Origin of the sequence: Streptomyces sp. NPDC014006, assembly GCF_043088925.1 — a bacterium.
GTDB lineage: Bacteria > Actinomycetota > Actinomycetes > Streptomycetales > Streptomycetaceae > Streptomyces.
In genome coordinates, this window is sequence record NZ_JBICAJ010000001.1 from 1,219,421 (window position 1) to 1,242,144 (window position 22,724).

Genomic DNA, 22,724 nt, shown 5'->3' on the forward strand with positions numbered 1-22,724 from the left:
CCGACGCCCCCGGGGCACCCGGCCGGCGTTGTCCACAGCCGCGCCGCGCTGTCACTGCACGCCAGTAGGGTGTGAGACATGGCCGACCCCTCCAGCTACCGCCCCAGGCCGGGTGAGATCCCGGACTCCCCGGGGGTGTACCGGTTCCGCGACGAGCACCGCCGGGTGATCTACGTCGGGAAGGCGAAAAGCCTGCGCCAGCGCCTGGCGAACTACTTCCAGGACCTGGCGAACCTGCACCCCCGCACCCGCTCGATGGTGACCACGGCCGCGTCCGTGGAGTGGACGGTGGTGTCCACGGAGGTCGAGGCGCTGCAGCTGGAGTACTCCTGGATCAAGGAGTACGACCCGCGCTTCAACGTGAAGTACCGCGACGACAAGAGCTACCCCTACCTCGCGGTGACGATGAACGAGCAGTTCCCGCGGGTGCAGGTGATGCGCGGTCACAAGAAGAAGGGCGTGCGCTACTTCGGCCCGTACGCACACGCGTGGGCCATCCGCGACACCGTCGACCTGCTGCTGCGCGTCTTCCCGGTGCGCACCTGCTCGGCCGGCGTCTTCAAGAACGCCTCCCGCACCGGCCGTCCCTGCCTGCTCGGCTACATCGGCAAGTGCTCCGCCCCCTGCGTCGGCCGGATCACCCCCGAGGACCACCAGGAGCTGGCCGAGGAGTTCTGCGACTTCATGGCCGGCCGCACGGGCACCTACCTGCGTCGTCTGGAGAAGCAGATGATGGAGGCGGCCGAGGAGATGGAGTACGAGCGGGCCGCCCGTCTGCGGGACGACATAGGGGCCCTGAAGAAGGCCATGGAGAAGAACGCGGTCGTGCTCGCGGACGCGACCGACGCCGACCTCATCGCCGTCGCCGAGGACGAGCTGGAGGCGGCCGTGCAGATCTTCCACGTGCGCGGCGGACGCGTGCGCGGCCAGCGCGGCTGGGTCACGGACAAGGTGGAGGAGGTCACCACCGGCGCCCTCGTAGAGCACGCCCTGCAGCAGCTCTACGGCGAGGAGAGCGGGGACGCCGTACCCAGGGAGGTCCTCGTCCCGGCGCTGCCCGACCCGCTGGAACCGGTGCAGGAGTGGCTGACCGGCCGCCGCGGGTCGAACGTGTCGCTGCGCATCCCGCAGCGCGGCGACAAGAAGGCGCTGATGGAGACGGTGCAGCGCAACGCCCAGCAGTCGCTCGTGCTGCACAAGACCAAGCGCGCCTCCGACCTCACCACGCGCTCGCGCGCGCTGGAGGAGATCGCCGACGCGCTGTCCCTCGACAGCGCCCCGCTGCGGATCGAGTGCTACGACATCTCGCACCTGCAGGGGCAGGACGTCGTGGCCTCCATGGTCGTCTTCGAGGACGGACTCGCCCGCAAGAGTGAATACCGCCGCTTCCAGATCAAGGGCTTCGAGGGCCAGGACGACGTCCGCTCCATGCACGAGGTGATCAGCCGCCGCTTCCGGCGCTATCTCGCCGAGAAGGAGCGCACCGGCGAGTGGGCCGACGAGAACGGCGACACTGACGGCGGCGTCGACGGGGCCCACAGCCTCCCCGAGAGCCCCGGTGAGGCAAACGGCCTCAAGGACGAGGAAGGCCGCCCCAGGAAGTTCGCCTACCCGCCCCAGCTCGTCGTCGTCGACGGCGGGCAGCCGCAGGTCGCGGCCGCCAAGCGGGCCCTGGACGAGCTGGGCATCGACGACGTCGCCGTGTGCGGCCTCGCCAAGCGGCTGGAGGAGGTCTGGCTGCCGGACGACGACGATCCGGTGGTCCTGCCCCGCACCAGCGAGGGCCTCTACCTGCTGCAGCGCGTCCGCGACGAGGCGCACCGCTTCGCGATCACCTACCAGCGCAGCAAACGGGCCAAGCGGTTCCGCGCCAGCCCCCTGGACGACGTGCCGGGCCTCGGCGAGACGCGCAAGCAGGCCCTGCTGAAGCACTTCGGTTCGCTGAAGAAGCTGCGTTCCGCCACCATCGACCAGATCTGCGAGGTCCCCGGCATAGGCCGCAAGACGGCCGAGACCGTCGCCGTGGCCCTCGCCCAGGCGTCCCCGGCCGCACCCGCCGTGAACACCGCGACCGGAGAGATCATTGAAGAGGAACCCGGCACGATGGGTTCCGGCGGGGAACCCGTGACGACGGGCGCCCCGGACGAACGACGGGGGCAGGAGACATGACCGTGAACAAGCACGACGAGCAACAGGGCCAAAGCGGAGACGGAGCACACGTGAGTACGGGCACGAATGGCGAGACGCCCGGGGTCCCCGACGCGGCCATCCCCGAGCTGGTGATCATCTCCGGCATGTCCGGAGCGGGCCGCTCGACCGCGGCCAAGTGTCTGGAGGACCTCGGCTGGTTCGTCGTCGACAACCTCCCGCCCGCGCTGATCCCCACGATGGTGGAGCTCGGCGCGCGCTCGCAGGGCAACGTCGCGAGGATCGCCGTCGTCGTCGACGTACGAGGCCGGCGCTTCTTCGACAACCTGCGTGAGTCCCTCGCCGACCTCGACAGCAAGGGCGTCACCCGGCGGATCGTCTTCCTGGAGTCCTCCGACGAGGCGCTGGTGCGCCGCTTCGAGTCCGTGCGCCGCCCGCACCCGCTGCAGGGCGACGGCCGGATCGTCGACGGCATCGCCGCGGAGCGCGAGCTGCTGCGCGAGCTGCGCGGCGACGCCGACCTGGTGATCGACACCTCCAGCCTCAACGTGCACGAGCTGCGCGCCAAGATGGACGCCCAGTTCGCCGGCGACGAGGAGCCCGAGCTGCGGGCCACCGTGATGTCCTTCGGCTTCAAGTACGGACTCCCGGTCGACGCCGACCTGGTCGTGGACATGCGGTTCCTGCCCAACCCGCACTGGGTGCCCGAGCTGCGCCCGTTCACCGGGCTCAACGAGGAGGTCGCCGCCTACGTCTTCAACCAGCCCGGGGCCAAGGAGTTCCTGGACGGTTACACCGAGCTGCTGCAGATGGTCGCCGCGGGCTACCGGCGCGAGGGCAAGCGCTATGTGACCATCGCCGTCGGCTGTACCGGCGGCAAGCACCGCTCGGTGGCCATGTCGGAGAAGCTCGCCGCGCGGCTCGCCGCCGAGGGTGTGGAGACGGTGGTCGTACACCGGGACATGGGACGGGAATGACGCGACGTACTCCGCGGCTGAGCCGGCTGCGCCGGGTCATGCCGGAAGGGCGTGCGAGCCGGCCCGTCGAGGTCCGCGGCGCCCGCCCCCGCCGCCGGGGCGCCCAGCCGAAGGTGGTGGCCCTCGGCGGCGGCATGGGCCTGTCCGCCTCGCTCGCCGCACTGCGCCGGATCACCGGCGACCTCACGGCCGTCGTCACCGTCGCCGACGACGGCGGTTCCAGCGGGCGCCTGCGCGACGAGCTCGGTGTGCTGCCGCCCGGCGACCTGCGCAAGGCCCTGGCCGCGCTGTGCGGTGACGACGAGTGGGGGCAGACCTGGGCCCGGGTCATCCAGCACCGTTTCCAGTCCCAGGGCGAGCTGCACGAGCACGCGGTCGGCAATCTGCTGATCGTCGCCCTGTGGGAGCAGCTCGGCGACCACGTCAAGGCGCTCGACCTGGTCGGCAAGCTGCTCGGCGCGCACGGCCGGGTGCTGCCCATGTCGGCCGTGCCGCTGGAGCTCCAGGCGCTGGTCAAGGGGCACGACCCGGAGCGCCCGGAGGACGTGGACACCGTGCGCGGGCAGGCCACCGTGGCGCTCACGCCCGGCGAGGTGCAGTCGGTGCATCTGGTGCCGCACGACCCGCCGGCCGTGCCCGAGGCCGTCGCGGCGGTCCTGGACGCGGACTGGGTGGTCCTCGGCCCGGGCTCCTGGTTCTCCTCGGTCATCCCGCATCTGCTGGTGCCCGAACTGCTGGACGCGCTCACCCAGACCAAGGCACGCCGGGTGCTGTCGCTGAACCTCGCTCCGCAGCCCGGTGAAACCGAAGGCTTCTCACCGCAGCGTCATTTGGAGGTTTTGGGGCGACACGCCCCTAAACTCGCCCTCGACGTGGTGCTGGCCGACGAGGCCGCCGTGCCCGACCGCGACTCGCTCACCGAGGCCGCCAAGCGGCTCGGCGCCGCGGTCGAGCTGGCGCCGGTGGCGCGGACGGACGGAACTCCCCGGCACGACCCCGAGCTGCTGGCCGCCGCGTACGACCGTATTTTTCGGATGCATGGAAGGATCGGCCCATGGCGATGACGGCAGCGGTGAAGGACGAAATCTCCCGGCTTCCCGTCACCCGGACCTGCTGCAGGAAGGCGGAGGTCTCCGCCATTCTGCGGTTCGCCGGCGGCCTCCACCTGGTGAGCGGGCGCATTGTGATCGAGGCGGAGCTGGACACCGCGATGGCGGCCCGCCGGCTCAAGCGGGACATCCTGGAGATCTTCGGCCACAGTTCGGAACTGATCGTGATGGCCCCGGGCGGGCTGCGGCGCGGCTCGCGCTACGTGGTGCGGGTCGTCGCGGGCGGTGACCAGCTGGCCCGCCAGACGGGCCTGGTGGACGGCCGGGGCCGGCCGATCCGCGGGCTGCCCCCGCAGGTGGTCTCGGGGGCCACCTGCGACGCAGAGGCGGCCTGGCGGGGCGCCTTCCTCGCGCACGGCTCGCTCACCGAGCCCGGCCGTTCCTCCTCCCTGGAGGTGACCTGCCCCGGTCCGGAGGCCGCGCTCGCCCTGGTCGGCGCCGCCCGCCGGCTGTCGATCGCGGCGAAGGCCCGTGAGGTGCGCGGAGTGGACCGGGTGGTGGTCCGCGACGGCGACGCGATCGGCGCGCTGCTCACCCGGCTCGGCGCGCACGAGTCGGTGCTGGCCTGGGAGGAACGCCGGATGCGCCGCGAGGTGCGCGCCACGGCGAACCGGCTGGCCAACTTCGACGACGCCAACCTGCGCCGCTCCGCCCGCGCCGCGGTCGCCGCCGGCGCCCGGGTGCAGCGCGCGCTGGAGATCCTCGGCGACGACGTGCCCGAGCACCTCGCGGCCGCGGGCCGGCTGCGCATGGACCACAAGCAGGCCTCTCTGGAGGAGCTGGGCGCGCTCGCCGACCCGCCGCTGACCAAGGACGCCGTGGCGGGCCGTATCCGCCGGCTGCTCGCGATGGCCGACAAGCGCGCCTCCGACCTCGGCATCCCGGGCACGGAGGCCAACCTCAGCGACGAGCTGGCCGACAACCTCGTGGGCTGACCGTCCCTCACGAACGCCGGTGGCTTGGGCCGTTCAGGTCTGAGCCACCGGCGTTTGCGTGTCCGTGAGGCGCTCTTGACTCGATCATGCGGTGACATGAGCCTGGCAACCATTCGCCGCCGTGGCGAACCACTGCTAGGGGGGTTCATGAGACCCAGAGCGAGATCGATCCTCGCTGTCGGCGCGCTCCTGCTCGGCGGAGCGAGCCTCGCACCCATCGCCCAGGCACAGCCCTCACCCGCCCACGACGCGGACGAGGTCAAGGTCTTCCGCGCCGACGTGACCAGCGAGCAGGTACCCCTGCTGCTGGCCGCCGGACAGGACGCCCACGAACTCGGCGCCCGCGCCCCGCGGCACGCAAGGACCGCCGTCGAGGTCTACCTCACCGACGAGCAGGCCCACAAGCTGCGCGAGCAGGGCGTCGCGCTCACCGAGCACACCCTGTCCGCCCGCTCCGACCAACGCCTCCGGAGCGCCGCTCAGGGCGTTTTCCGGCCGTACAGCGGGCCCGGGGGTCTCAAGGAGGAGATCGTCCGGACCGCGCAGCAGCACCCCGGCCTGACCAAGGTCGTCTCCATCGGCAAGACGGTCGACGGCCAGGACATCCTCGCGCTCAAGCTCACCAGGAACGCGAAGAGGACCAGGGACGGCTCCAGGCCGGCCGTGCTCTACATGTCCAACCAGCACGCGCGCGAGTGGATCACGCCGGAGATGACGCGCCGTCTGCTCCACCACTACCTGGACCACTACGCCACCGACCGGCGCATCAGGAAGATCGTCGACTCGACCGAGCTGTGGTTCGTGATCTCGGCCAACCCCGACGGCTACGACTACACCTTCAAGGACGCGAGCACGCGCCTGTGGCGCAAGAACCTGCGGGACGTCAACGGCGACGGCGTCATCTCCACCGGCGACGGCGTCGACCTCAACCGCAACTTCCCCTACAAGTGGGGCTACGACGACGAGGGTTCGTCGCCCAACCCCACCAGCGAGACCTACCGCGGCGCCGCCCCGGCCTCCGAGCCCGAGACCCGGGCGCTGGACGCCTTCGAGAAACGCGTCGGCTTCCGGTACGCGATCAACTACCACTCCGCCGCCGAGCTGCTGCTCTACGGCGTCGGCTGGCAGGTCGCCACCCCGACCCCGGACGACGTGCTGTACAAGGCGCTCGCGGGCACGCCGGAGCACTCCGCGATCCCGGGCTACCACCCGCAGGTCTCCTCGGAGCTGTACACCACCAACGGCGAGGCGGACGGGCACGCGGAGAACGTCAACGGAACGGCGATGTTCACCCCGGAGATGTCGACCTGTCAGACCGCGTCGGACGCCGACCCGAACGACGCCTGGAACGCGGCCGACTGCCGTTCGGTCTTCACCTTCCCGGACGACGAGAAGCTGATCCAGCAGGAGTTCGCCAAGAACGTCCCCTTCGCGCTGTCCGTCGCCGAGACGGCCGCCCACCCCGACCGCCCGTCGTCCTCGGTCGGCCTGAGCGCCGCCGACTTCACCCCGGTGCCGTTCACCACGTCGTACTCCCGCGGTGGGGACCAGGAGGTCTCCGTCGTCGTCCGCAAGTCGGTGCGGGACAAGGAGCTGAAGTACCGCGTCGACGGCGGCCGGGTGCACGACATGGCGCTGCGGCCGTGGAAGGGCGGTGAGCGCTACGGCGGCGCCGACAACCTGTACTTCGACGAGTACCGGGCCACGATCAAGGACGGCGACCCGGGCGAGAAGGTCGAGGTGTGGTTCACCGGCGAGACGAAGAGCGGCAGGCCCACGTCGAGCAAGCACTTCACCTACACCGTCGCCGAGCGGCCCCGCGCCGACACCCTCGTCGTCGCGGAGGAGGGCGCCAGGGCCACGCAGGCGCAGACGTACGCCGACGCGCTCAAGGCCGCCGGGCACCGGGCCGTCGTGTGGGACGTGGCCACCCAGGGCGCGCCCGACGCGCTGGGCGTGCTGAAGCACTTCCGGACCGTCGTGCACTACACGGGCGCCGCCGTCCCCGGCAACGCCACCCAGCTCCAGCTGCGCGCCTACCTCAACGAGGGCGGCAAGCTGATCGAGGCGGGGGAGCGGGCCGGCGGCAGCGTCGACCTCGGTGGCGGCACCCTGTCCGACGACTTCAGCCAGTACTACCTGGGCGCGTACTCGCGTACGTCGACCCCGGGCGCCACCGGATTCACCGGCTCCGGCGCATTGAACGGGTTCACCGGCCCGCTGGCCGAGGCCCCGGGCAACCCGCTGGACAAGGCGGGGACGTACAGCGTGACCTCCGAGGAGCTGCCCGTCGGCACCTATCCGCAGTTCGCGAGCGCGGGGGCGGGCCAGTTCGCCGGGACCGTCAACCCGTACGGGCCGTACGCGGGGGCGTCGATGGCGGCCGCCGTGCACACCGACGACGCCTACAAGCGGCTCACCCGCACCATCGACCTCACCGGCGTGACCGCCGCCGAGCAGCCCGCCCTGCGCATGCGCCTGCTGTGGGACACCGAACCGGGCTACGACCACGCGCTGCTCGAAGCGCACGGCGTGGGCGCCGACGACTGGACGACGCTGCCGGAGTCCGGCGGGGCGACGAGCCGGGCCGTGCCCGAGGAGTGCGGGGGCGGCTTCTACGTCGGTGAGCACCCGTGGCTGAAGCACTACCTGACCCTGACGGCGAACGGCTGCACCGCGACCGGCACCACCGGGGCCTGGAACAGCCTCACCGGCGCCTCCAGCGGCTGGCAGCAGGTGAGCTTCGACCTCAGCGCCTACGCCGGGCGCACCGTCGAGGTCTCGCTCGCCTATGTCACCGACCCGGGCACCGGCGGGCACGGCGTGCTCGCCGACGACGTGCAGCTGGTCGCCGGGGGGAGCGTGCGGGAGACCGAGGGGTTCGAGACGTCGCTCGGCGCCTGGAGGGTCGCCGGGCCGCCGGCGGGCAGTCCGGCCGTCCTGAAGGACTGGACCCGCAGCGGAGTGCTGTTCCGCACCTACGGCGCGGTCACCACCGGGGACACCGTGCTGCTGGGCTTCGGACTGGAGCACCTGACGTCCACGGCCGACCGTGCGGCACTTCTGGGCAAGGCGTTCGCCGCCCTGCGCAGATGATGTTTCGCGCGGGTGACGCAGGCAACGTTGACAGATGCGGCCCCCGTTGTTCCACAGGTGAGCGCAGCCCGTCTCAGGGGTGCACGAAAAGGGGCCGCATCAGGTGAGCCGACCCGCTCACGAACGAGTGACAACGGCGTCAACAAGGGTAGGCATTCCGCAGTAAACCCGGGCGAATCCATCGCCGATCCACGTGGTCCGTACCCCTACCGGCGGGTACGGACCGCCTGCCCGCGTATGTGGCATCTCGATGTCACTCCGGGGGTCTCGGAGAGGTAGGGTCGGGGGTGGTCGGGGACATCCCAAACAGAGCTCGCCGGCTCCGCATGGCCGGCGTACCCAGCGAGGAGATCGGTTCGTGACGATCCGCGTAGGCATCAACGGGTTTGGCCGCATCGGTCGGAACTACTTCCGCGCACTGCTTGAGCAGGGCGCCGACATCGAGATCGTGGCTGTCAATGACCTGGGTGACACCGCGACCACCGCACACCTGCTGAAGTACGACACCATCCTCGGCCGCCTCAAGCAGGAGGTCACGCACACCGAGGACACCATCACCGTCGACGGCAAGACCATCAAGGTCCTGTCCGAGCGCAACCCCGCCGACATCCCGTGGGGCGAGCTGGGTGTCGACATCGTCATCGAGTCGACCGGCATCTTCACCAAGAAGGAAGACGCCGAGAAGCACATCGCCGGCGGTGCCAAGAAGGTCATCATCTCCGCCCCCGCGAAGAACGAGGACGTCACCATCGTCATGGGTGTCAACCAGGACACCTACGACCCGGCGAACCACAACGTCATCTCCAACGCCTCCTGCACCACCAACTGTGTGGCGCCGATGGCCAAGGTCCTCGACGAGAACTTCGGCATCGTCAAGGGCCTGATGACGACGGTGCACGCGTACACGAACGACCAGCGCATCCTGGACTTCCCGCACAAGGACCTGCGCCGCGCCCGTGCCGCCGCCGAGAACATCATCCCCACCACCACCGGTGCCGCCAAGGCCACCGCCCTGGTGCTGCCGCAGCTCAAGGGCAAGCTGGACGGCATGGCCATGCGCGTCCCGGTCCCGACCGGCTCGGTCACCGACCTCGTCGTCGAGCTGTCCCGCGAGGTCACCAAGGAAGAGGTCAACGCCGCCTTCCAGAAGGCCGCCGAGGGCGAGCTCAAGGGCATCCTCGAGTACACCGAGGACGCGATCGTCTCCTCCGACATCGTCAACGAGCCGGCGTCCTGCACCTTCGACTCCTCCCTGACCATGGTCCAGGAGGGCAAGAACGTGAAGGTCATCGGCTGGTACGACAACGAGTGGGGCTACTCCAACCGCCTCGTCGACCTCACGGTCTTCGTCGGCAACCAGCTCTGATCGCCTCTTTGTAGGCATCTCGATGCGCCAGCAGGGCTCGGTCGGTGCGCACCGTCGCGCACCGGCCGGGCCCTGACGCACGTACAGGACCGGCCCCCTTTACGATCACGGAGCACCACGAGCCCTCCTCAGGAGAGTCCCCAGCAATGAAGACGATCGACGAACTTCTCGCCGACGGCGTGAGCGGCAAGCGGGTCTTCGTCCGCGCCGACCTCAACGTGCCGCTCGCCGACGGCACCATCACCGACGACGGCCGCATCCGCGCCGTACTGCCCACCGTCAAGGCCCTGGCCGACGCGGGCGCCAAGGTGGTCGTCGCCTCCCACCTCGGCCGCCCCAAGGGCGCGCCGGACCCCGCCTTCTCCCTCGCCCCGGCCGCCGCGCGCCTCGGGGAGCTCCTCGGCGGCGACGTCGCCTTCGCCACGGACACCGTCGGCGACTCCGCCAAGGCCACCGTCGCCGGCCTGACCGACGGCCAGGTCGCGGTCATCGAGAACCTGCGCTTCAACGCCGGTGAGACGTCCAAGGACGACGCCGAGCGCGCCGCCTTCGCCGGGCAGCTCGCCGCGCTCGCCGACGTCTATGTGGGCGACGGCTTCGGCGCCGTGCATCGCAAGCACGCCTCCGTCTTCGACCTGCCGAAGCAGCTCCCGCACTACGCCGGCTACCTCATCGCCACCGAGGTCGGCGTCCTGAAGAAGCTCACCGAGGATGTGAAGCGGCCCTACGTCGTCGCCCTCGGCGGCGCCAAGGTCTCCGACAAGCTCGCGGTCATCGACCAGCTCCTCGGCAAGGCCGACCGCCTCCTCATCGGCGGCGGCATGGCGTACACCTTCCTCAAGGCCAAGGGCTACGAGGTCGGCATCTCCCTCCTTCAGGAGGACCAGGTCCCGGTCGTCAAGGAGTACATGGAGCGCGCCGAGAAGAGCGGCGTCGAGCTGGTCCTGCCGGTCGACGTGCTGGTCTCGACTCAGTTCCCGGACCTGAAGACCAAGGCCCCGGCGACGTACACCACCGTCGGCGCCGACGCCATCCCGGCCGACCAGGAGGGCCTGGACATCGGCCCGAAGACCCGAGAGCTGTACGCCTCGAAACTCGCCGACGCCGCGACCGTCTTCTGGAACGGTCCGATGGGCGTCTTCGAGCACCCCGACTACGCCGAAGGCACCCGGGCCGTCGCCCAGGCCCTCGTCGAGTCCAAGGGCTTCACCGTCGTCGGCGGCGGTGACTCCGCCGCCGCCGTGCGCACGCTCGGCTTCGACGAGAACGCGTTCGGCCACATCTCGACCGGCGGTGGCGCCTCCCTCGAATACCTCGAGGGCAAGACGCTCCCCGGCCTCGCCGCACTGGAGGACTGACCCCGTATGACCACTCGCACGCCGCTGATGGCGGGCAACTGGAAGATGAACCTCAACCACCTCGAGGCCATCGCGCACGTCCAGAAGCTCGCCTTCGCCCTGGCCGACAAGGACTACGAGGCCGTCGAGGTCGCCGTCCTGCCGCCCTTCACCGACCTGCGCTCCGTGCAGACCCTGGTCGACGGCGACAAGCTGAAGATCAAGTACGGCGCCCAGGACATCTCGGCGCACGACTCCGGCGCCTACACCGGTGAGATCTCCGGCTCGATGCTGGCCAAGCTGAAGTGCACGTACGTGGCCGTCGGCCACTCCGAGCGCCGCCAGTACCACCACGAGACCGACGAGATCGTGAACACCAAGGTCAAGGCCGCCTTCAAGCACGGTCTGACCCCGATCCTGTGCGTCGGCGAGGAGCTGGACGTCCGCGAGGCGGGCAACCACGTCTCCCACACCCTCACCCAGGTCGAGGGCGGTCTGAAGGACGTCCCGGCCGAGCAGGCCGAGTCCGTCGTGATCGCCTACGAGCCCGTGTGGGCCATCGGCACCGGCAAGGTCTGCGGCGCCGAGGACGCCCAGGAGGTCTGCGCCGCGATCCGCGCCAAGCTCGCCGAGCTGTACTCGCAGGAGCTGGCCGAGAAGGTCCGCATCCAGTACGGCGGTTCCGTCAAGGCCGGCAACGTCGCCGAGATCATGGCCCAGGCCGACATCGACGGCGCCCTGGTCGGCGGCGCCTCGCTCGACGCCGACGAGTTCGTCAAGATCGTGCGCTTCCGCGATCAGTGAGGCGAGCTGTGAGTATGCGGTGACGGCGTTTCGTCGTACCCTTGCGGGGGCCGGAGGATGTCCGCCGGCCCCCGTCGTCCATCCGATTCCGAGGAAGTTGGTCCAGCCGTGGTTCTGGGGTTCTCGATCGCCCTGATCGTCTTCAGCCTGTTGCTGATGCTGCTGGTGCTGATGCACAAGGGCAAGGGCGGCGGCCTCTCCGACATGTTCGGCGGCGGCGTGCAGTCCTCCGTCGGCGGCTCCTCGGTCGCCGAGCGCAACCTCGACCGCATCACCGTCGTGGTCGGCCTGCTGTGGCTCGCGTGCATCATCGTCCTCGGCATGGTCATGAAGTCGAACAGCTGACGGCACGCATCACACACATCACGCACATTCCGATACGTATGGCCCCATGGTCGGTACGCGCCGCGGAGCGCGGCCTATCATGGGGCTTGCGTCTGCGTGCCGGGGGGCTGTAACTCCCCTCACTGGACGCGCGTTGGGCCTTACGTAGACTGAGGCGCTCGCGGCGAAGCGAAACGCCGACTAGCTTCGCGGCACCATCACGCAGGGAGTTACGACCGTGGCAAGTGGCAACGCGATCCGAGGAAGCCGGGTCGGGGCTGGGCCGATGGGCGAAGCCGAGCGCGGCGAGTCCGCGCCCCGGCTGCGCATCTCCTTCTGGTGCTCCAACGGGCACGAGACGCAGCCGAGCTTCGCCAGCGACGCGCAGGTGCCCGACACGTGGGACTGCCCGCGCTGCGGCTTCCCGGCCGGACAGGACCGGGACAACCCGCCGGACCCGCCGCGCACCGAGCCGTACAAGACGCACCTGGCGTATGTACGCGAGCGGCGCAGCGACGCGGACGGTGAGGCGATCCTCGCCGAGGCGCTCGCCAAACTGCGCGGCGAAATCTAGGACTTGACGACCGGCCGGGCGCCTCGGGGGCGCCCGGCCGGACGTGTGTGCCGCCCCGGCGGTCACCTCCCTGACACCGGCGTGCCATCCGGACGTACCTCTTGTTGCGCCGGACGACCACGCCACGACGGCTCGTGCCGCCCGGTGATCGAATAGGTTGGGACCGCTGGGACAGGTACGAAAGAAGGCTGACGTCGGACATGAACGCAGACGGCCGCACGAGGCTCCACCGGACACCCGAATGGGCCGCGCTCGCCAAGCACCGCGAAGAGCTGGCCGAGACGCATCTGAGGGACTTGTTCGCCGCCGATCCCGGGCGCGGCACCGGGTACACGCTGCGCGTCGGTGACCTCCACATCGACTACTCCAAGCACCTGGTCACCGACGAGACCCTGCGCCTGCTGCGCGAGCTGGCCGCCGCGGCGGACGTGTTCGCCCTGCGGGACGCCATGTTCCGCGGCGAGAAGATCAACATCACCGAGGACCGGGCGGTCCTGCACACCGCGCTGCGCGCCCCGCGGGACGCCGTCGTCGAGGTCGACGGGGAGAACGTCGTACCGCAGGTGCACGCCGTCCTCGACCGGATGAGCGACTTCGCCGAGCGGGTGCGCTCCGGGGAGTGGACCGGTCACACCGGCAGGCGCATCCGGCATGTCGTCAACATCGGCATCGGCGGCTCGGACCTGGGTCCCGCGATGGCCTACGAGGTGCTGCGCGCCTACACCGCGCGGGACTTGACCTTCCGTTTCGTGTCCAACGTCGACGGCGCCGATCTCCACGAGGCCGTCCGCGACCTGGACCCGGCCGAGACGCTGTTCATCGTGGCGTCCAAGACGTTCACCACGATCGAGACGATCACCAACGCCACGTCCGCGCGGGCCTGGCTGCTGGACGCGCTCGGTGACGAGGCCGCGGTCGCCCGGCACTTCGTCGCGCTGTCGACGAACGCCGGGAAGGTCGCCGCGTTCGGCATCGACACGGCCAACATGTTCGAGTTCTGGGACTGGGTCGGCGGGCGGTACTCCTACGACTCCGCGATCGGCCTGTCGCTGATGATCGCCATCGGCCCGGACCGCTTCCGGGAGATGCTCGACGGTTTCCGCATCGTCGACGACCACTTCCGCACGGCGCCGCCCGAGGCCAACGCGCCGCTCCTGCTCGGGCTGCTGGGCATCTGGTACGGCAACTTCCACGGGGCCGAGTCGCACGCGGTGCTGCCGTACTCGCACTACCTGTCCAAGTTCACGGCGTATCTGCAGCAGCTGGACATGGAGTCCAACGGCAAGTCGGTGCAGCGCGACGGGCAGCCGGTGCAGTGGCAGACCGGGCCGGTGGTGTGGGGGACGCCCGGCACCAACGGACAGCACGCGTACTACCAGTTGATCCACCAGGGGACCAAGCTGATCCCGGCGGACTTCATCGGGTTCGCCGAGCCGGTGGCGGAGCTGAGCGACCGCCTCAAGGCGCAGCACGATCTGCTGATGGCCAACTTCTTCGCGCAGACGCAGGCGCTGGCCTTCGGCAAGACGCCCGAGGAGGTGCGCGCGGAGGGGGTGCCGGAGGAACTGGTCGGCCACAAGACGTTCCGGGGCAACCACCCGACGACCACGATCCTCGCGCGCGAACTGACGCCGTCGGTGCTGGGGCAGTTGGTCGCGCTGTACGAGCACAAGGTGTTCGTGCAGGGCGCCGTGTGGAACATCGACTCCTTCGACCAGTGGGGCGTGGAGCTGGGCAAGGTCCTGGCCAAGCGGATCGAGCCGGCGCTGAGGCGGGGAGCGGACGTGGCGGGCCTGGACGCGTCGACGAAGAACCTGGTGTCCGCCTACCGCGCACTGCGCCGGCGCTGACCCCCGATCGTCCGAGCGCTGACCCCCGATCGTCCGAGCGCGGAGGCCGTACGCCCCTACGCCACCGCGCTCAGCGTGTCCGCCAGGCGCCGGCGCGCCGCGCGTGCCGCCGGAAGCGCGGCCAGAGCAACGGCACCCGCCGTCGCGGTCGCCGACAGCAGGAGCAGGACCGTCGGCGACGGGGTCTGGGCGATGCCCGCGCCGATGCCGCTCGTCGTGCCCTGGGTGTCGACCAGCCAGTGGGACAGGGGGACGCCCAGCGCCAGCGCCGCCACGACCGCCGTGAGGGTGGTGAGGGCCGTCGCCGTGACGGTGATCGTCGTGATCTGACGCGGGGAGAGGCCGATCGCCTTCAGCGCGAGCAGGTCCGGCTCGCTCTCGCGGACCGTGGCGCCGATCGCGGTGAGGAGTTCGACGACCCCGATGAGGGCCAGGATCGCGATCAGGCCCGCGACCACCCCGCGCAGCGGCGACAGGCCGTCCGCCGGGTTCGTCACCCGGTGGACGTCCAGATGGCCGTGGGCCGCCGTCGTCAGCGAGGCGGCGACCGCGCCGGGGTCGGCGCCCTCGCGCAGCCGGAGCTGGTACAGGCTCGGGCGCAGGCCCGGGTCGTTCTCGCGGAGGGTGTCCAGGGACGTGGAGATGACCCGGCCGGCGTTCTCCGGCTCGATGCTGCGGCCCACGATGTGCAGGATCTGCGGCTGGTCGCCGACGGTCATACGGACCCAGTCGCCGACGCGGACGTCCAGCAGGTCCAGCAGACCCTGACCGGCCACCGCCTCGTCCGGGCCGTGCGCGGCGCGGCCCTCGGCGAGGGTGTAGGGGTAGGGCGAGGCATGGGTGCCCAGGCCGCGCAGCGCGATCGTCGCGGTCTGGCCGGGGACCAGCGCCGCCACCTCGACCCCCGGATAGGCCGCGGCGACCTGCGGGGTGCGGGCGAGCAGGGTTCGCGTGGCGGTGTCGGTCATGCTCGCGTCCGTGCGGACGGTCAGCGCCGCCGGCAGGCCCATCCGCTCGGGTGCGGTGTGGAAACGGTCGATGGTCGTCCAGGCACCCAGCGCCACCACGATCAGCAGCAGCGGCAGCGTCAGACGGGCGATCGTCGCCGCGCTGCGCGGGCCCCGGGTGAACGCGCGGTGCCAGCCCAGGACCAGGCCGGGCGGCACGCCGAGACCCAGGGCCCGGCGGGCCGGGCCCGTCAGCCGGCCGGCCGCCGGGGCCGCCGGGCGCGGTACCGGCACCGGCGGGACCCGCCCCGCCCGCCAGGCCGCGAGCCCCGTGACCGCGGCGATGAACAGCACCGCCGCGACCGGCACCCCGATCAGCGCCGCGGTGTGACCGGGCAGGCCCTGCCACACGCCGACCGCGTCCCCCAGCCGGCCCGGCACGCCACTGCCGACGCCCTGCACCAGCACGGCCGCGGCCACCGCGCCGAGCAGGGCGTAGGCCACGTGCTGGAGCAGGAAGATCCGTACCACCTGGCCGGGGGTGAAGCCGATCGCCTTCAGCACCGAGATGTCCCGCAGGTGGCCGCGGATCCGCGTCGCCAGAGCGCCGTGCACCGCCAGGCCGGCGGCGAGCAGCGCGCCGAGGCCGAAGAGCCCCAGCACCTGGCCCAGCAGCCGGGTGTCGCCCTGTGCCTCGGCGCGCGCCTGCTGCCAGGTGGCGACCTCGCCGACCGTGCCGGCGCCGAGCGCGGTCACGGCCCGCTGCACGACGTAGTCCGTGTCGCCCGGGTCGGTCAGCCGCAGGCCGACGACCCGGCCGTACGGGGAGTGGAGCGCGGCCGGTGGCGCCCAGACCAGGCCGGGCCGCTCACCGGGGCGGTAGCCGGGCTCGGCGCTGTCGGCGATGCCGACGACGGTCAGCGTGCGGTGGGTGCCGGGCACGCTCAGCGTGTCCCCGGGCTCGGCCAGCAGCGCGTGGGCGAGCCGGCTCTCCAGCACCACCCCGTCGGGGTCCGCCGGCCGCAGCCACTGCCCGGAGGTGAGCAGCGGGCGGCCCACCGAGGGGCGGCCGTCCGTGGCACGCAGCTCGACCGCGGCACGGGTGCCGCGGGCGGCGACGGTGACCGGCTCGGTGGCGTAGGGGCCGGCGACGGAGGCGACGCCGTCGAGTGCGGGGAGCCGGTGGGTGTCGGCCGTGGCGGTGGTGTGCAGCCACACGTGGGCGCCGCGGGACTGGGTGAAGACCCGCTGCCAGGGGTTGGTGGCGTACCCGAACAGGGCCGTGGCCAGCAGCAGCGACGCGACGATCCCCGCGGTGGCCAGCACGATGAACAGGGCCTCGCCGCGGTGCGCGCGCAGATCGGAGTGCGCCCAGCGCAGAGTCGCTCGCACCGCCGTCAGCTCCTTGCCCCGACGAGCCCGGCCCGCGCCCCGGCACCGTGTCGCGCACGTCCGTTCACCGGGGTCATTCCGTCAGCTCCAGTACGCCCGAGGTGCCGCGCCCACGGGCCGGCGGGGCGCCGTCCAGGGTCGCGTCGTCCACGATCCGGCCGTCGAAGAAGCTGATCACCCGGTCGGCGGCGCTCGCCAGCCGGGCGTCATGGGTGACCAGCACGATCGTCTGGCCGCGCTGGTGGAAGCGGGACAGCAGCCGCATCACCTCACGGGTGCCCTTGCTGTCCAGGCTGCCGGCGGGTTCGTCGGCCAGCAGCAGCGGCGGGTGGTTGACCAGGGCCCGGGCGAGGGCGACGCGCTGCTGCTCGCCGCCGGACAGCTCGCCCGGCATGCTGCGCTCCTTGCCGGCGAGACCCAGCTCGCCCAGCAGCTCCTCCCGCTCGGCGCGGGCCCGCTTCGGCGGCACTCCGGCGAGCAGCGCGGGCAGCTCGACGTTGTCGGCGACCGAGAGGTTGGACACCAGGTTGAAGAACTGGAAGACGATGCCGATGCGCTTGCGCCGCTCCACCGCCCAGCGAGCCTCGCTCCAGGTGTCCGTGCGGGCCTCGCCCAGCCAGACGCTGCCCTGATCCGGCCGCTGCAACCCGCCCAGCAGGTGCAGCAGCGTCGACTTGCCTGCGCCGGACGGGCCGGTGACGGCCACGAACTCACCGGCCGCGACGCTCAGGTCGACGCCGCGCACGGCATGCGCGGGGGCGCCCTCGCCGTGGTGTGTCTTTACCAGCCCCTCGGCGCGCAGCACGGGAGCCGAAGTCTGCGTGCTCTCGCTCACTCCAGCTCCTCCAGTTCTTCCTGACACCGCTCCAGCCAGTCCAGGTCGGCCTGCAGATGCAGCATCGCGCCCTCGATCAGCAGATGGGCGATGCGGTTCTCCCGGCTCTCCGCCGCCGCCAGCTTCGACAGGCTCCGCATGGTGTTGAGGTACTGGCGCCGCTGGCGGTTGATGAGGGCGATCTGGTCGGCGAGACCGGTCTGCAGGGCGAGCGCGAGCTTCATGAAGAACTCGTCCCGCACCCGAGGCTCGTCCTCGGTGTCCTCGAACCAGGTGCTCAGCGCCTCCCGGCCGGCGTCGGTGAGGTGGTAGATCTTTTTGTTCGGCCGACTGGACTGCTCGACCTCCTCGCCCTCGATCAGCCCTTGCTTCTCGAGACGGCCGAGGGTCACATAGATCTGGCCGATGTTCGGCTGAGGGTACGCGGAGCCGAGCAGTTGCTCAAGGTCCTGCTTCAGCTCGTAGCCGTGGGCCGGACCGCGGGCCAGGAGTGCCAGGAGGGGCAGGCGCACGCCGTCAGTCCTCCTGTCTCGCCCAATGTGCTCCAGGCCCTAGTATCGCGCATTACCTAACAGGTATACATGGCCTCTGACCCCGGGCAAGGATGCCCGTGGCCGGTGTACAGGGAGGAACCTATGCGGTGGATACGTGCCGCCGGTAGGGGCCTCCTCGTTCTCGCCGTCGTACTCACCGGTTACGTCGCCTCCGGAGCCCGCGTCGACGAGGGGGCCGCGGCCGGCCGAGGGCCGCTCACGCTGGCCACGGCCGGGGATCTCACCGGCTACCTCGGCCCCCTTCTCCAGGGCTGGAACCGCACTCACCCCGGCGAGAAGGTCACGCTCGTCGAGCTGCCCGACTCCGCCGACGAGACCCGCGCCCAGATGGTCACCGACCTGCGCGGCGGCGACCGCGGCCGGTTCGACGTGCTCAACATCGACGTCGACTGGACCTCGGAGTTCGCCGCGGCCGGCTGGATCGCCCCGCTGCCGCGCGCCCGTTTCCCGCTGCACACCTTCCTGCCGCCGGTCGTGGACACGGCCACCTACGACGGCCGGCTGTACGCGGTGCCGTACGTCACCAACGCCGGCCTGCTGCTGTACCGCAAGGACGTCCTCGCCAAGGAGGGCCTGCCCCCGCCGCGCACCTGGGCCGAGCTGGAGCGCGACGCGAAGACGATCGCGCCGAAGTACGGCCTCGACGGGTACGCCGGCCAGCTCCTGCCCTACGAGGGGCTGACCGTGAACGCGGCCGAGGCGGTCTACTCGGCCGGCGGCACCATCCTCGGCGACGAGGGCACCCGGGTCACCGTGGACTCCGCCGCCGCCCGCGAGGGCATCGGCTTCCTGGTGCGCGGCCTGCGGGAGGGCTGGATCCCGAAGGCGGCGCTGACCTACAAGGAGGAGGAGTCCAAGCAGGCGTTCCAGGACGGCCGGCTGCTCTTCCTGCGCAACTGGCCCTACGCCTACGCCGTCGCCTCCGCCCCCGGTTCCAAGGTCGCCGGGAAGATCGGCGTCGTACCGCTGCCGGGTCCTGACGGGCCCGGCACCAGCGTGCTCGGCGGGTCCAACCTGGCCGTGAACGCCCATGCCCGGCATCCGCAGTCCGCCGAGCGCCTGATCGCGTACCTGACCAGCGAGCGCGTCCAGCGCCAGGTCCTCACGCGGGGCGCGCTGCCGCCCGTACGCGCCGATCTCTACGACGATCCGGCCCTGGTGCGGCAGTTCCCGTATCTGCCGACCCTGCGCGAGAGCGTGCTGAACGCCGCGCCGCGCCCCAAGAGCCCGCACTACGACCAGGTCAGCCTGGTGGTGCAGGCGGTCGTGCACGACGCGCTGACCGGGCGCCAGACGCCCGCGGCAGCGGTACGGCGCCTTGCGCGGGAGCTTGCCGCCACCTCCCAGCGATAGTTACCTGTTAGGTAACGCGGACATCTCATCTGCTCGAAGAATACCCTGATCTGTCCGTCTTTGCCTCGTCAACTCGGCAGTAGCTTCTGTTCTTTTCATTGACACCCCTGCGACATGGCTACCTAACATGCATGCATGTTGAGTAAGTACCGCTGGTGGCGTGACGCGGTGATCTACCAGGTGTATGTCCGCAGCTTCCTGGACAGCACCGGCGACGGCATCGGCGATCTCGCGGGCGTACGGGCCGGACTGCCGTACCTGAAGAAGCTCGGCGTGGACGGGATCTGGCTGAGCCCCTTCTACCCCTCGCCGCAGCACGACCACGGCTACGACGTCGCCGACTACTGCGACGTCGACCCGCTCTTCGGCGACCTCGCCGAGTTCGACCTGCTGATCGCCGCCGCACGGCGCCTCGGCATCAAGGTCCTGCTGGACATCGTCCCGAACCACTGCTCCAGCGAGCACCCGTGGTTCCGCGAGGCGCTGACGAGCGCGCCCGGCAGCCCGGCCCGCGCCCGCTTCCACTTCGCAGACGGCCGCGGCCCCGACGGCGGCGAGCCGCCCAACAACTGGCACGCGATGTTCGGCGGCCCCGCGTGGACCCGGGTCGGAGACGGCCAGTGGTACCTGCACATGTTCACGCCCGAGCAGCCCGACTGGAACTGGCGCAACCCCGAGATCACCGCCGAGTTCGACCGGGTCCTGCGGTTCTGGCTGGACCGCGGCGTCGACGGCTTCCGCATCGATGTCGCCGCCGGCCTGTACAAGCACCCCGAGCTGCCCGACTCCGACGACCCGGAGGCCGACGCCCGCACCCGCGACTCGGTCAACCCGCTCGCCTGGAACCAGCCCGAGGTGCACGAGGTGTGGCGGCACTGGCGCTCGGTCTGCGAGGAGTACGCCGGGCGCGACGGGCGCGAACGCCTCCTGGTGGGCGAGGTCTCCGTGCCCACCGCCCGCGAGCACGCCCAGTACGTGCGCCCCGACGAACTGCACCAGGCCTTCTTCTTCGACCTGCTCGGCGCCCCCTGGGACGCCGACGCCTTCCGCAAGGTCATCTGCGAGGCCATGCAGGACATCGCCGGCACCGGCTCCACGGTCACCTGGGTCCTCAACAACCACGACCAGGTCCGCACCGTCACCCGCTACGGCGAACCCACCCCGCACGGCAGCGGCCTCGGCGCCGCCCGTGCCCGCGCCGCCGCCCTGCTGATGCTGGCCCTGCCCGGCGCGGCGTACATCTACCAGGGCGAGGAGCTGGGCCTGCCCGAGGTCGTCGACCTGCCCGACGACGTGCTCACCGACCCGATCTTCCGCCGCACCGGCAGCCGGGCCCGCATCCGTGACGGCTGCCGGGTGCCGCTGCCCTGGTCCGGACAGGCGTCCCCGTTCGGCTTCACCTCCGGGGCCGAGAGCGCCAAGCCCTGGCTGCCGCAGCCGGACTACTTCGCCGAGTACGCCACCGACCGGGCCCTCGCCGACACCCGCTCCTTCTGGCACCTCTACCGCGACGGCCTCCAGCTGCGCAAGGACCTCCCGCAGCTGGGCGAGGGGGAGCTGCGCTGGCTGAACACCTCGCCCGGCGTGCTCGCCTTCACCCGCGGCGACGGCCTGGTCTGCGCCGTCAACTTCACCACGGCCCCGGCCGCCGCACCTGCCCCCGGCACCCCGCTGCTGTCCAGCGGCCCCTGCCCCACCCCCGGCGAACTGCCCGGCTCCACGGCCGCCTGGTGGATCGCCGACCTCTGAACCCGCCCGTTCGTTCCTCACCCTTCGAAGGACATCGACGATGATGCGACGACGTACCACCCTGCTCACCGGCTGCACCGCCCTCGCCCTCGCCCTCGGCGCCACCGCCTGCGGAGGCGGCGGCCCGGTCACGGCCGGCGGCGGCGACAAGGCGCTCAGCGGCAAGACCGTCACCGTCGCCGGTGTCTGGTCCGGCAGCGAGCAGAAGAACTTCCAGAAGGTGCTGGACGCGTTCAGCGAGAAGACCGGCGCCAAGACGCAGTTCGTCTCCACCGGCGACAACGTCTCCACGGTCGTCGGCAGCAAGATCGAGGGCGGCAACGCCCCCGACGTCGTGATGGTCCCGCAGGTCGGCGTGCTCCAGCAGTTCGCGAAGAAGGGCTGGCTCAAGCCGCTGTCGGCGACCGCTCAGCAGACGATCGGCGCCGACTACGCGCCCGTGTGGAAGACGTACGGCAGCGTCGACGGCACGCTGTACGGCCTCTACTTCAAGGCCGCCCACAAGTCCACCGTCTGGTACAGCCCCGACGCGCTCGCCCAGGCCGGCGTCAAGCCGCCGACGACGTACGACGAGATGCTCAAGGCCGGGCGCACCGTCTCCGACTCCGGGCGCGCCGCGTTCGCAGTGGCCGGGCAGGACGGCTGGACCCTCACCGACTGGTTCGAGAACATCTACCTCTCCCAGGCCGGACCGGAGAAGTACGACGCCCTCGCCGCCCACAAGCTGAAGTGGACGGACGCCAGCGTGGTCAAGGCGCTGCAGACGCTCGGCAAGCTCTTCAAGGACAAGCAGCTCATCGCCGGCGGGCAGAAGGAAGCCCTGAACACCGACTTCCCCGGCTCGGTGGAGAAGGTGTTCGGGCCCAAGCCGCAGGCCGGCATGGTCTACGAGGGCGACTTCGTGGCCGGCGTCGCGCACGACCAGTTCGGCAGGAACATCGGCACGGACGCGAACTTCTTCCCCTTCCCCGCGGTCGACGGCGGCAAGGCCCCGGTCGTCAGCGGCGGCGACGCGGCCGTCGTCCTCAAGGACGGCAAGAACGCCGACGCCGGCATGAAGCTGCTGGAGTACCTGGCCACCCCCGAGGCGGCGGCCGTGTGGGCGAAGGCGGGCGGCTTCCTGTCCCCGAACAAGAAGCTCGACTTCGCCCAGTACGGCGACGACGTCACCCGCGCCACCGCCAAGTCGCTGATCACCGCCGGTGATTCGGTCCGCTTCGACATGTCCGACCAGGCGCCCGCCTCCTTCGGCGGCACCAAGGGCGTCGGCGAGTGGAAGCTGCTCCAGGACTTCCTGCGCGACCCGTCCGACCCGCAGGGCACCGCCGCCAAGCTGGAGGCCGCTGCGGCCAAGGCGTACCAGGGCTGATCGCC

At 71.1% G+C, this 22,724-nt stretch carries 17 protein-coding genes; 14 read left to right on the forward strand and 3 right to left on the reverse strand.

What is annotated here, in order from left to right; all coding sequences use genetic code 11:
* The first annotated feature begins 78 nt into the window (after positions 1–78).
* The 11 genes from uvrC (at position 79) to pgi (ending at position 14,520) form a co-directional block, all read left to right on the forward strand.
* The gene (gene uvrC, locus ACF1GV_RS05575) at positions 79–2,169 is read left to right on the forward strand and encodes an excinuclease ABC subunit UvrC (protein ID WP_391678121.1); all 2,091 of its coding nucleotides are present in this window, start codon (positions 79–81) and stop codon (positions 2,167–2,169) included.
* Positions 2,166–3,125 (forward strand): RNase adapter RapZ, encoded by a 960-nt coding sequence (gene rapZ, locus ACF1GV_RS05580; RefSeq protein WP_391678123.1) that lies wholly within the window; start codon positions 2,166–2,168, stop codon positions 3,123–3,125. Before uvrC ends, rapZ begins: the two co-directional genes overlap by 4 nt.
* Positions 3,122–4,189, forward strand: coding sequence for a uridine diphosphate-N-acetylglucosamine-binding protein YvcK (gene yvcK, locus ACF1GV_RS05585; RefSeq protein ID WP_391678125.1), 1,068 nt, complete (start codon positions 3,122–3,124; stop codon positions 4,187–4,189). The genes rapZ and yvcK overlap by 4 nt, the downstream gene beginning before the upstream one ends.
* Entirely contained in the window at positions 4,180–5,169 is a 990-nt protein-coding gene (gene whiA / locus ACF1GV_RS05590; protein ID WP_391678127.1) for a DNA-binding protein WhiA, read from the forward strand. The genes yvcK and whiA overlap by 10 nt, the downstream gene beginning before the upstream one ends.
* 147 nt (positions 5,170–5,316) lie before the next feature.
* Positions 5,317–8,265, forward strand: coding sequence for a M14 family zinc carboxypeptidase (locus ACF1GV_RS05595; protein WP_391678128.1), 2,949 nt, complete (start codon positions 5,317–5,319; stop codon positions 8,263–8,265).
* Positions 8,266–8,623: 358 nt separating this feature from the next.
* Positions 8,624–9,631, forward strand: coding sequence for a type I glyceraldehyde-3-phosphate dehydrogenase (gene gap / locus ACF1GV_RS05600; RefSeq protein ID WP_391678129.1), 1,008 nt, complete (start codon positions 8,624–8,626; stop codon positions 9,629–9,631).
* 146 nt (positions 9,632–9,777) lie between these two features.
* Positions 9,778–10,989 carry a phosphoglycerate kinase gene (locus ACF1GV_RS05605; protein WP_391678131.1) on the forward strand — a complete coding sequence of 404 codons (1,212 nt, stop codon included), beginning with the start codon at positions 9,778–9,780 and terminating at the stop codon, positions 10,987–10,989.
* Between the two features lie 6 nt (positions 10,990–10,995).
* Positions 10,996–11,772 carry a triose-phosphate isomerase gene (tpiA, locus tag ACF1GV_RS05610; RefSeq protein WP_391678132.1) on the forward strand — a complete coding sequence of 259 codons (777 nt, stop codon included), beginning with the start codon at positions 10,996–10,998 and terminating at the stop codon, positions 11,770–11,772.
* A 108-nt stretch (positions 11,773–11,880) separates the two neighbouring features.
* Positions 11,881–12,117 carry a preprotein translocase subunit SecG gene (gene secG / locus ACF1GV_RS05615; protein ID WP_363267001.1) on the forward strand — a complete coding sequence of 79 codons (237 nt, stop codon included), beginning with the start codon at positions 11,881–11,883 and terminating at the stop codon, positions 12,115–12,117.
* A 217-nt stretch (positions 12,118–12,334) separates the two neighbouring features.
* Positions 12,335–12,670, forward strand: a complete 336-nt coding sequence (locus ACF1GV_RS05620; protein ID WP_003957010.1) for an RNA polymerase-binding protein RbpA — start codon at positions 12,335–12,337, stop codon at positions 12,668–12,670.
* 200 nt (positions 12,671–12,870) lie between these two features.
* Positions 12,871–14,520, forward strand: coding sequence for a glucose-6-phosphate isomerase (gene pgi, locus ACF1GV_RS05625; protein ID WP_391678135.1), 1,650 nt, complete (start codon positions 12,871–12,873; stop codon positions 14,518–14,520).
* A 56-nt stretch (positions 14,521–14,576) separates the two neighbouring features.
* Here the strand turns inward: pgi and ACF1GV_RS05630 are convergent, their stop codons facing one another.
* The 3 genes from ACF1GV_RS05630 to ACF1GV_RS05640 form a co-directional block, all read right to left on the reverse strand.
* Positions 14,577–16,859, reverse strand: a complete 2,283-nt coding sequence (locus tag ACF1GV_RS05630) for an FtsX-like permease family protein (RefSeq protein WP_391678136.1) — start codon at positions 16,857–16,859, stop codon at positions 14,577–14,579.
* Positions 16,860–16,932: 73 nt separating this feature from the next.
* A complete protein-coding gene (locus ACF1GV_RS05635; protein ID WP_363266998.1) occupies positions 16,933–17,694 on the reverse strand; it encodes an ABC transporter ATP-binding protein in 762 nt (253 codons plus the stop codon).
* Positions 17,691–18,206 carry a PadR family transcriptional regulator gene (locus tag ACF1GV_RS05640; RefSeq protein ID WP_391678137.1) on the reverse strand — a complete coding sequence of 172 codons (516 nt, stop codon included), beginning with the start codon at positions 18,204–18,206 and terminating at the stop codon, positions 17,691–17,693. The genes ACF1GV_RS05635 and ACF1GV_RS05640 overlap by 4 nt, the downstream gene beginning before the upstream one ends.
* Positions 18,207–18,329: 123 nt before the next feature.
* Between ACF1GV_RS05640 and ACF1GV_RS05645 the strand changes: the two genes are divergently transcribed.
* From ACF1GV_RS05645 to ACF1GV_RS05655, 3 genes are all read left to right on the forward strand, one after another.
* Entirely contained in the window at positions 18,330–19,601 is a 1,272-nt protein-coding gene (locus tag ACF1GV_RS05645) for an ABC transporter substrate-binding protein (RefSeq protein ID WP_391678139.1), read from the forward strand.
* Positions 19,602–19,736: 135 nt separating this feature from the next.
* Positions 19,737–21,350 (forward strand): glycoside hydrolase family 13 protein, encoded by a 1,614-nt coding sequence (locus ACF1GV_RS05650; RefSeq protein ID WP_391678140.1) that lies wholly within the window; start codon positions 19,737–19,739, stop codon positions 21,348–21,350.
* A 40-nt stretch (positions 21,351–21,390) separates the two neighbouring features.
* The gene (locus tag ACF1GV_RS05655; RefSeq protein ID WP_391678143.1) at positions 21,391–22,719 is read left to right on the forward strand and encodes an ABC transporter substrate-binding protein; all 1,329 of its coding nucleotides are present in this window, start codon (positions 21,391–21,393) and stop codon (positions 22,717–22,719) included.
* The last annotated feature ends 5 nt before the right edge of the window (positions 22,720–22,724 follow it).

Bases quoted from the DNA above. Each gene is read 5' to 3' on its own strand.
- ACF1GV_RS05655 (WP_391678143.1), top strand. From the start codon at position 21,391: ATGATGCGACGACGTACCACCCTGCTCACCGGCTGCACCGCCCTCGCC.
- uvrC (WP_391678121.1), top strand. From the start codon at position 79: ATGGCCGACCCCTCCAGCTACCGCCCCAGGCCGGGTGAGATCCCGGAC.
- ACF1GV_RS05605 (WP_391678131.1), top strand. From the start codon at position 9,778: ATGAAGACGATCGACGAACTTCTCGCCGACGGCGTGAGCGGCAAGCGG.
- rapZ (WP_391678123.1), top strand. From the start codon at position 2,166: ATGACCGTGAACAAGCACGACGAGCAACAGGGCCAAAGCGGAGACGGA.
- yvcK (WP_391678125.1), top strand. From the start codon at position 3,122: ATGACGCGACGTACTCCGCGGCTGAGCCGGCTGCGCCGGGTCATGCCG.
- whiA (WP_391678127.1), top strand. From the start codon at position 4,180: ATGGCGATGACGGCAGCGGTGAAGGACGAAATCTCCCGGCTTCCCGTC.
- tpiA (WP_391678132.1), top strand. From the start codon at position 10,996: ATGACCACTCGCACGCCGCTGATGGCGGGCAACTGGAAGATGAACCTC.
- ACF1GV_RS05645 (WP_391678139.1), top strand. From the start codon at position 18,330: ATGCGGTGGATACGTGCCGCCGGTAGGGGCCTCCTCGTTCTCGCCGTC.
- ACF1GV_RS05595 (WP_391678128.1), top strand. From the start codon at position 5,317: ATGAGACCCAGAGCGAGATCGATCCTCGCTGTCGGCGCGCTCCTGCTC.
- pgi (WP_391678135.1), top strand. From the start codon at position 12,871: ATGAACGCAGACGGCCGCACGAGGCTCCACCGGACACCCGAATGGGCC.
- ACF1GV_RS05650 (WP_391678140.1), top strand. From the start codon at position 19,737: ATGTTGAGTAAGTACCGCTGGTGGCGTGACGCGGTGATCTACCAGGTG.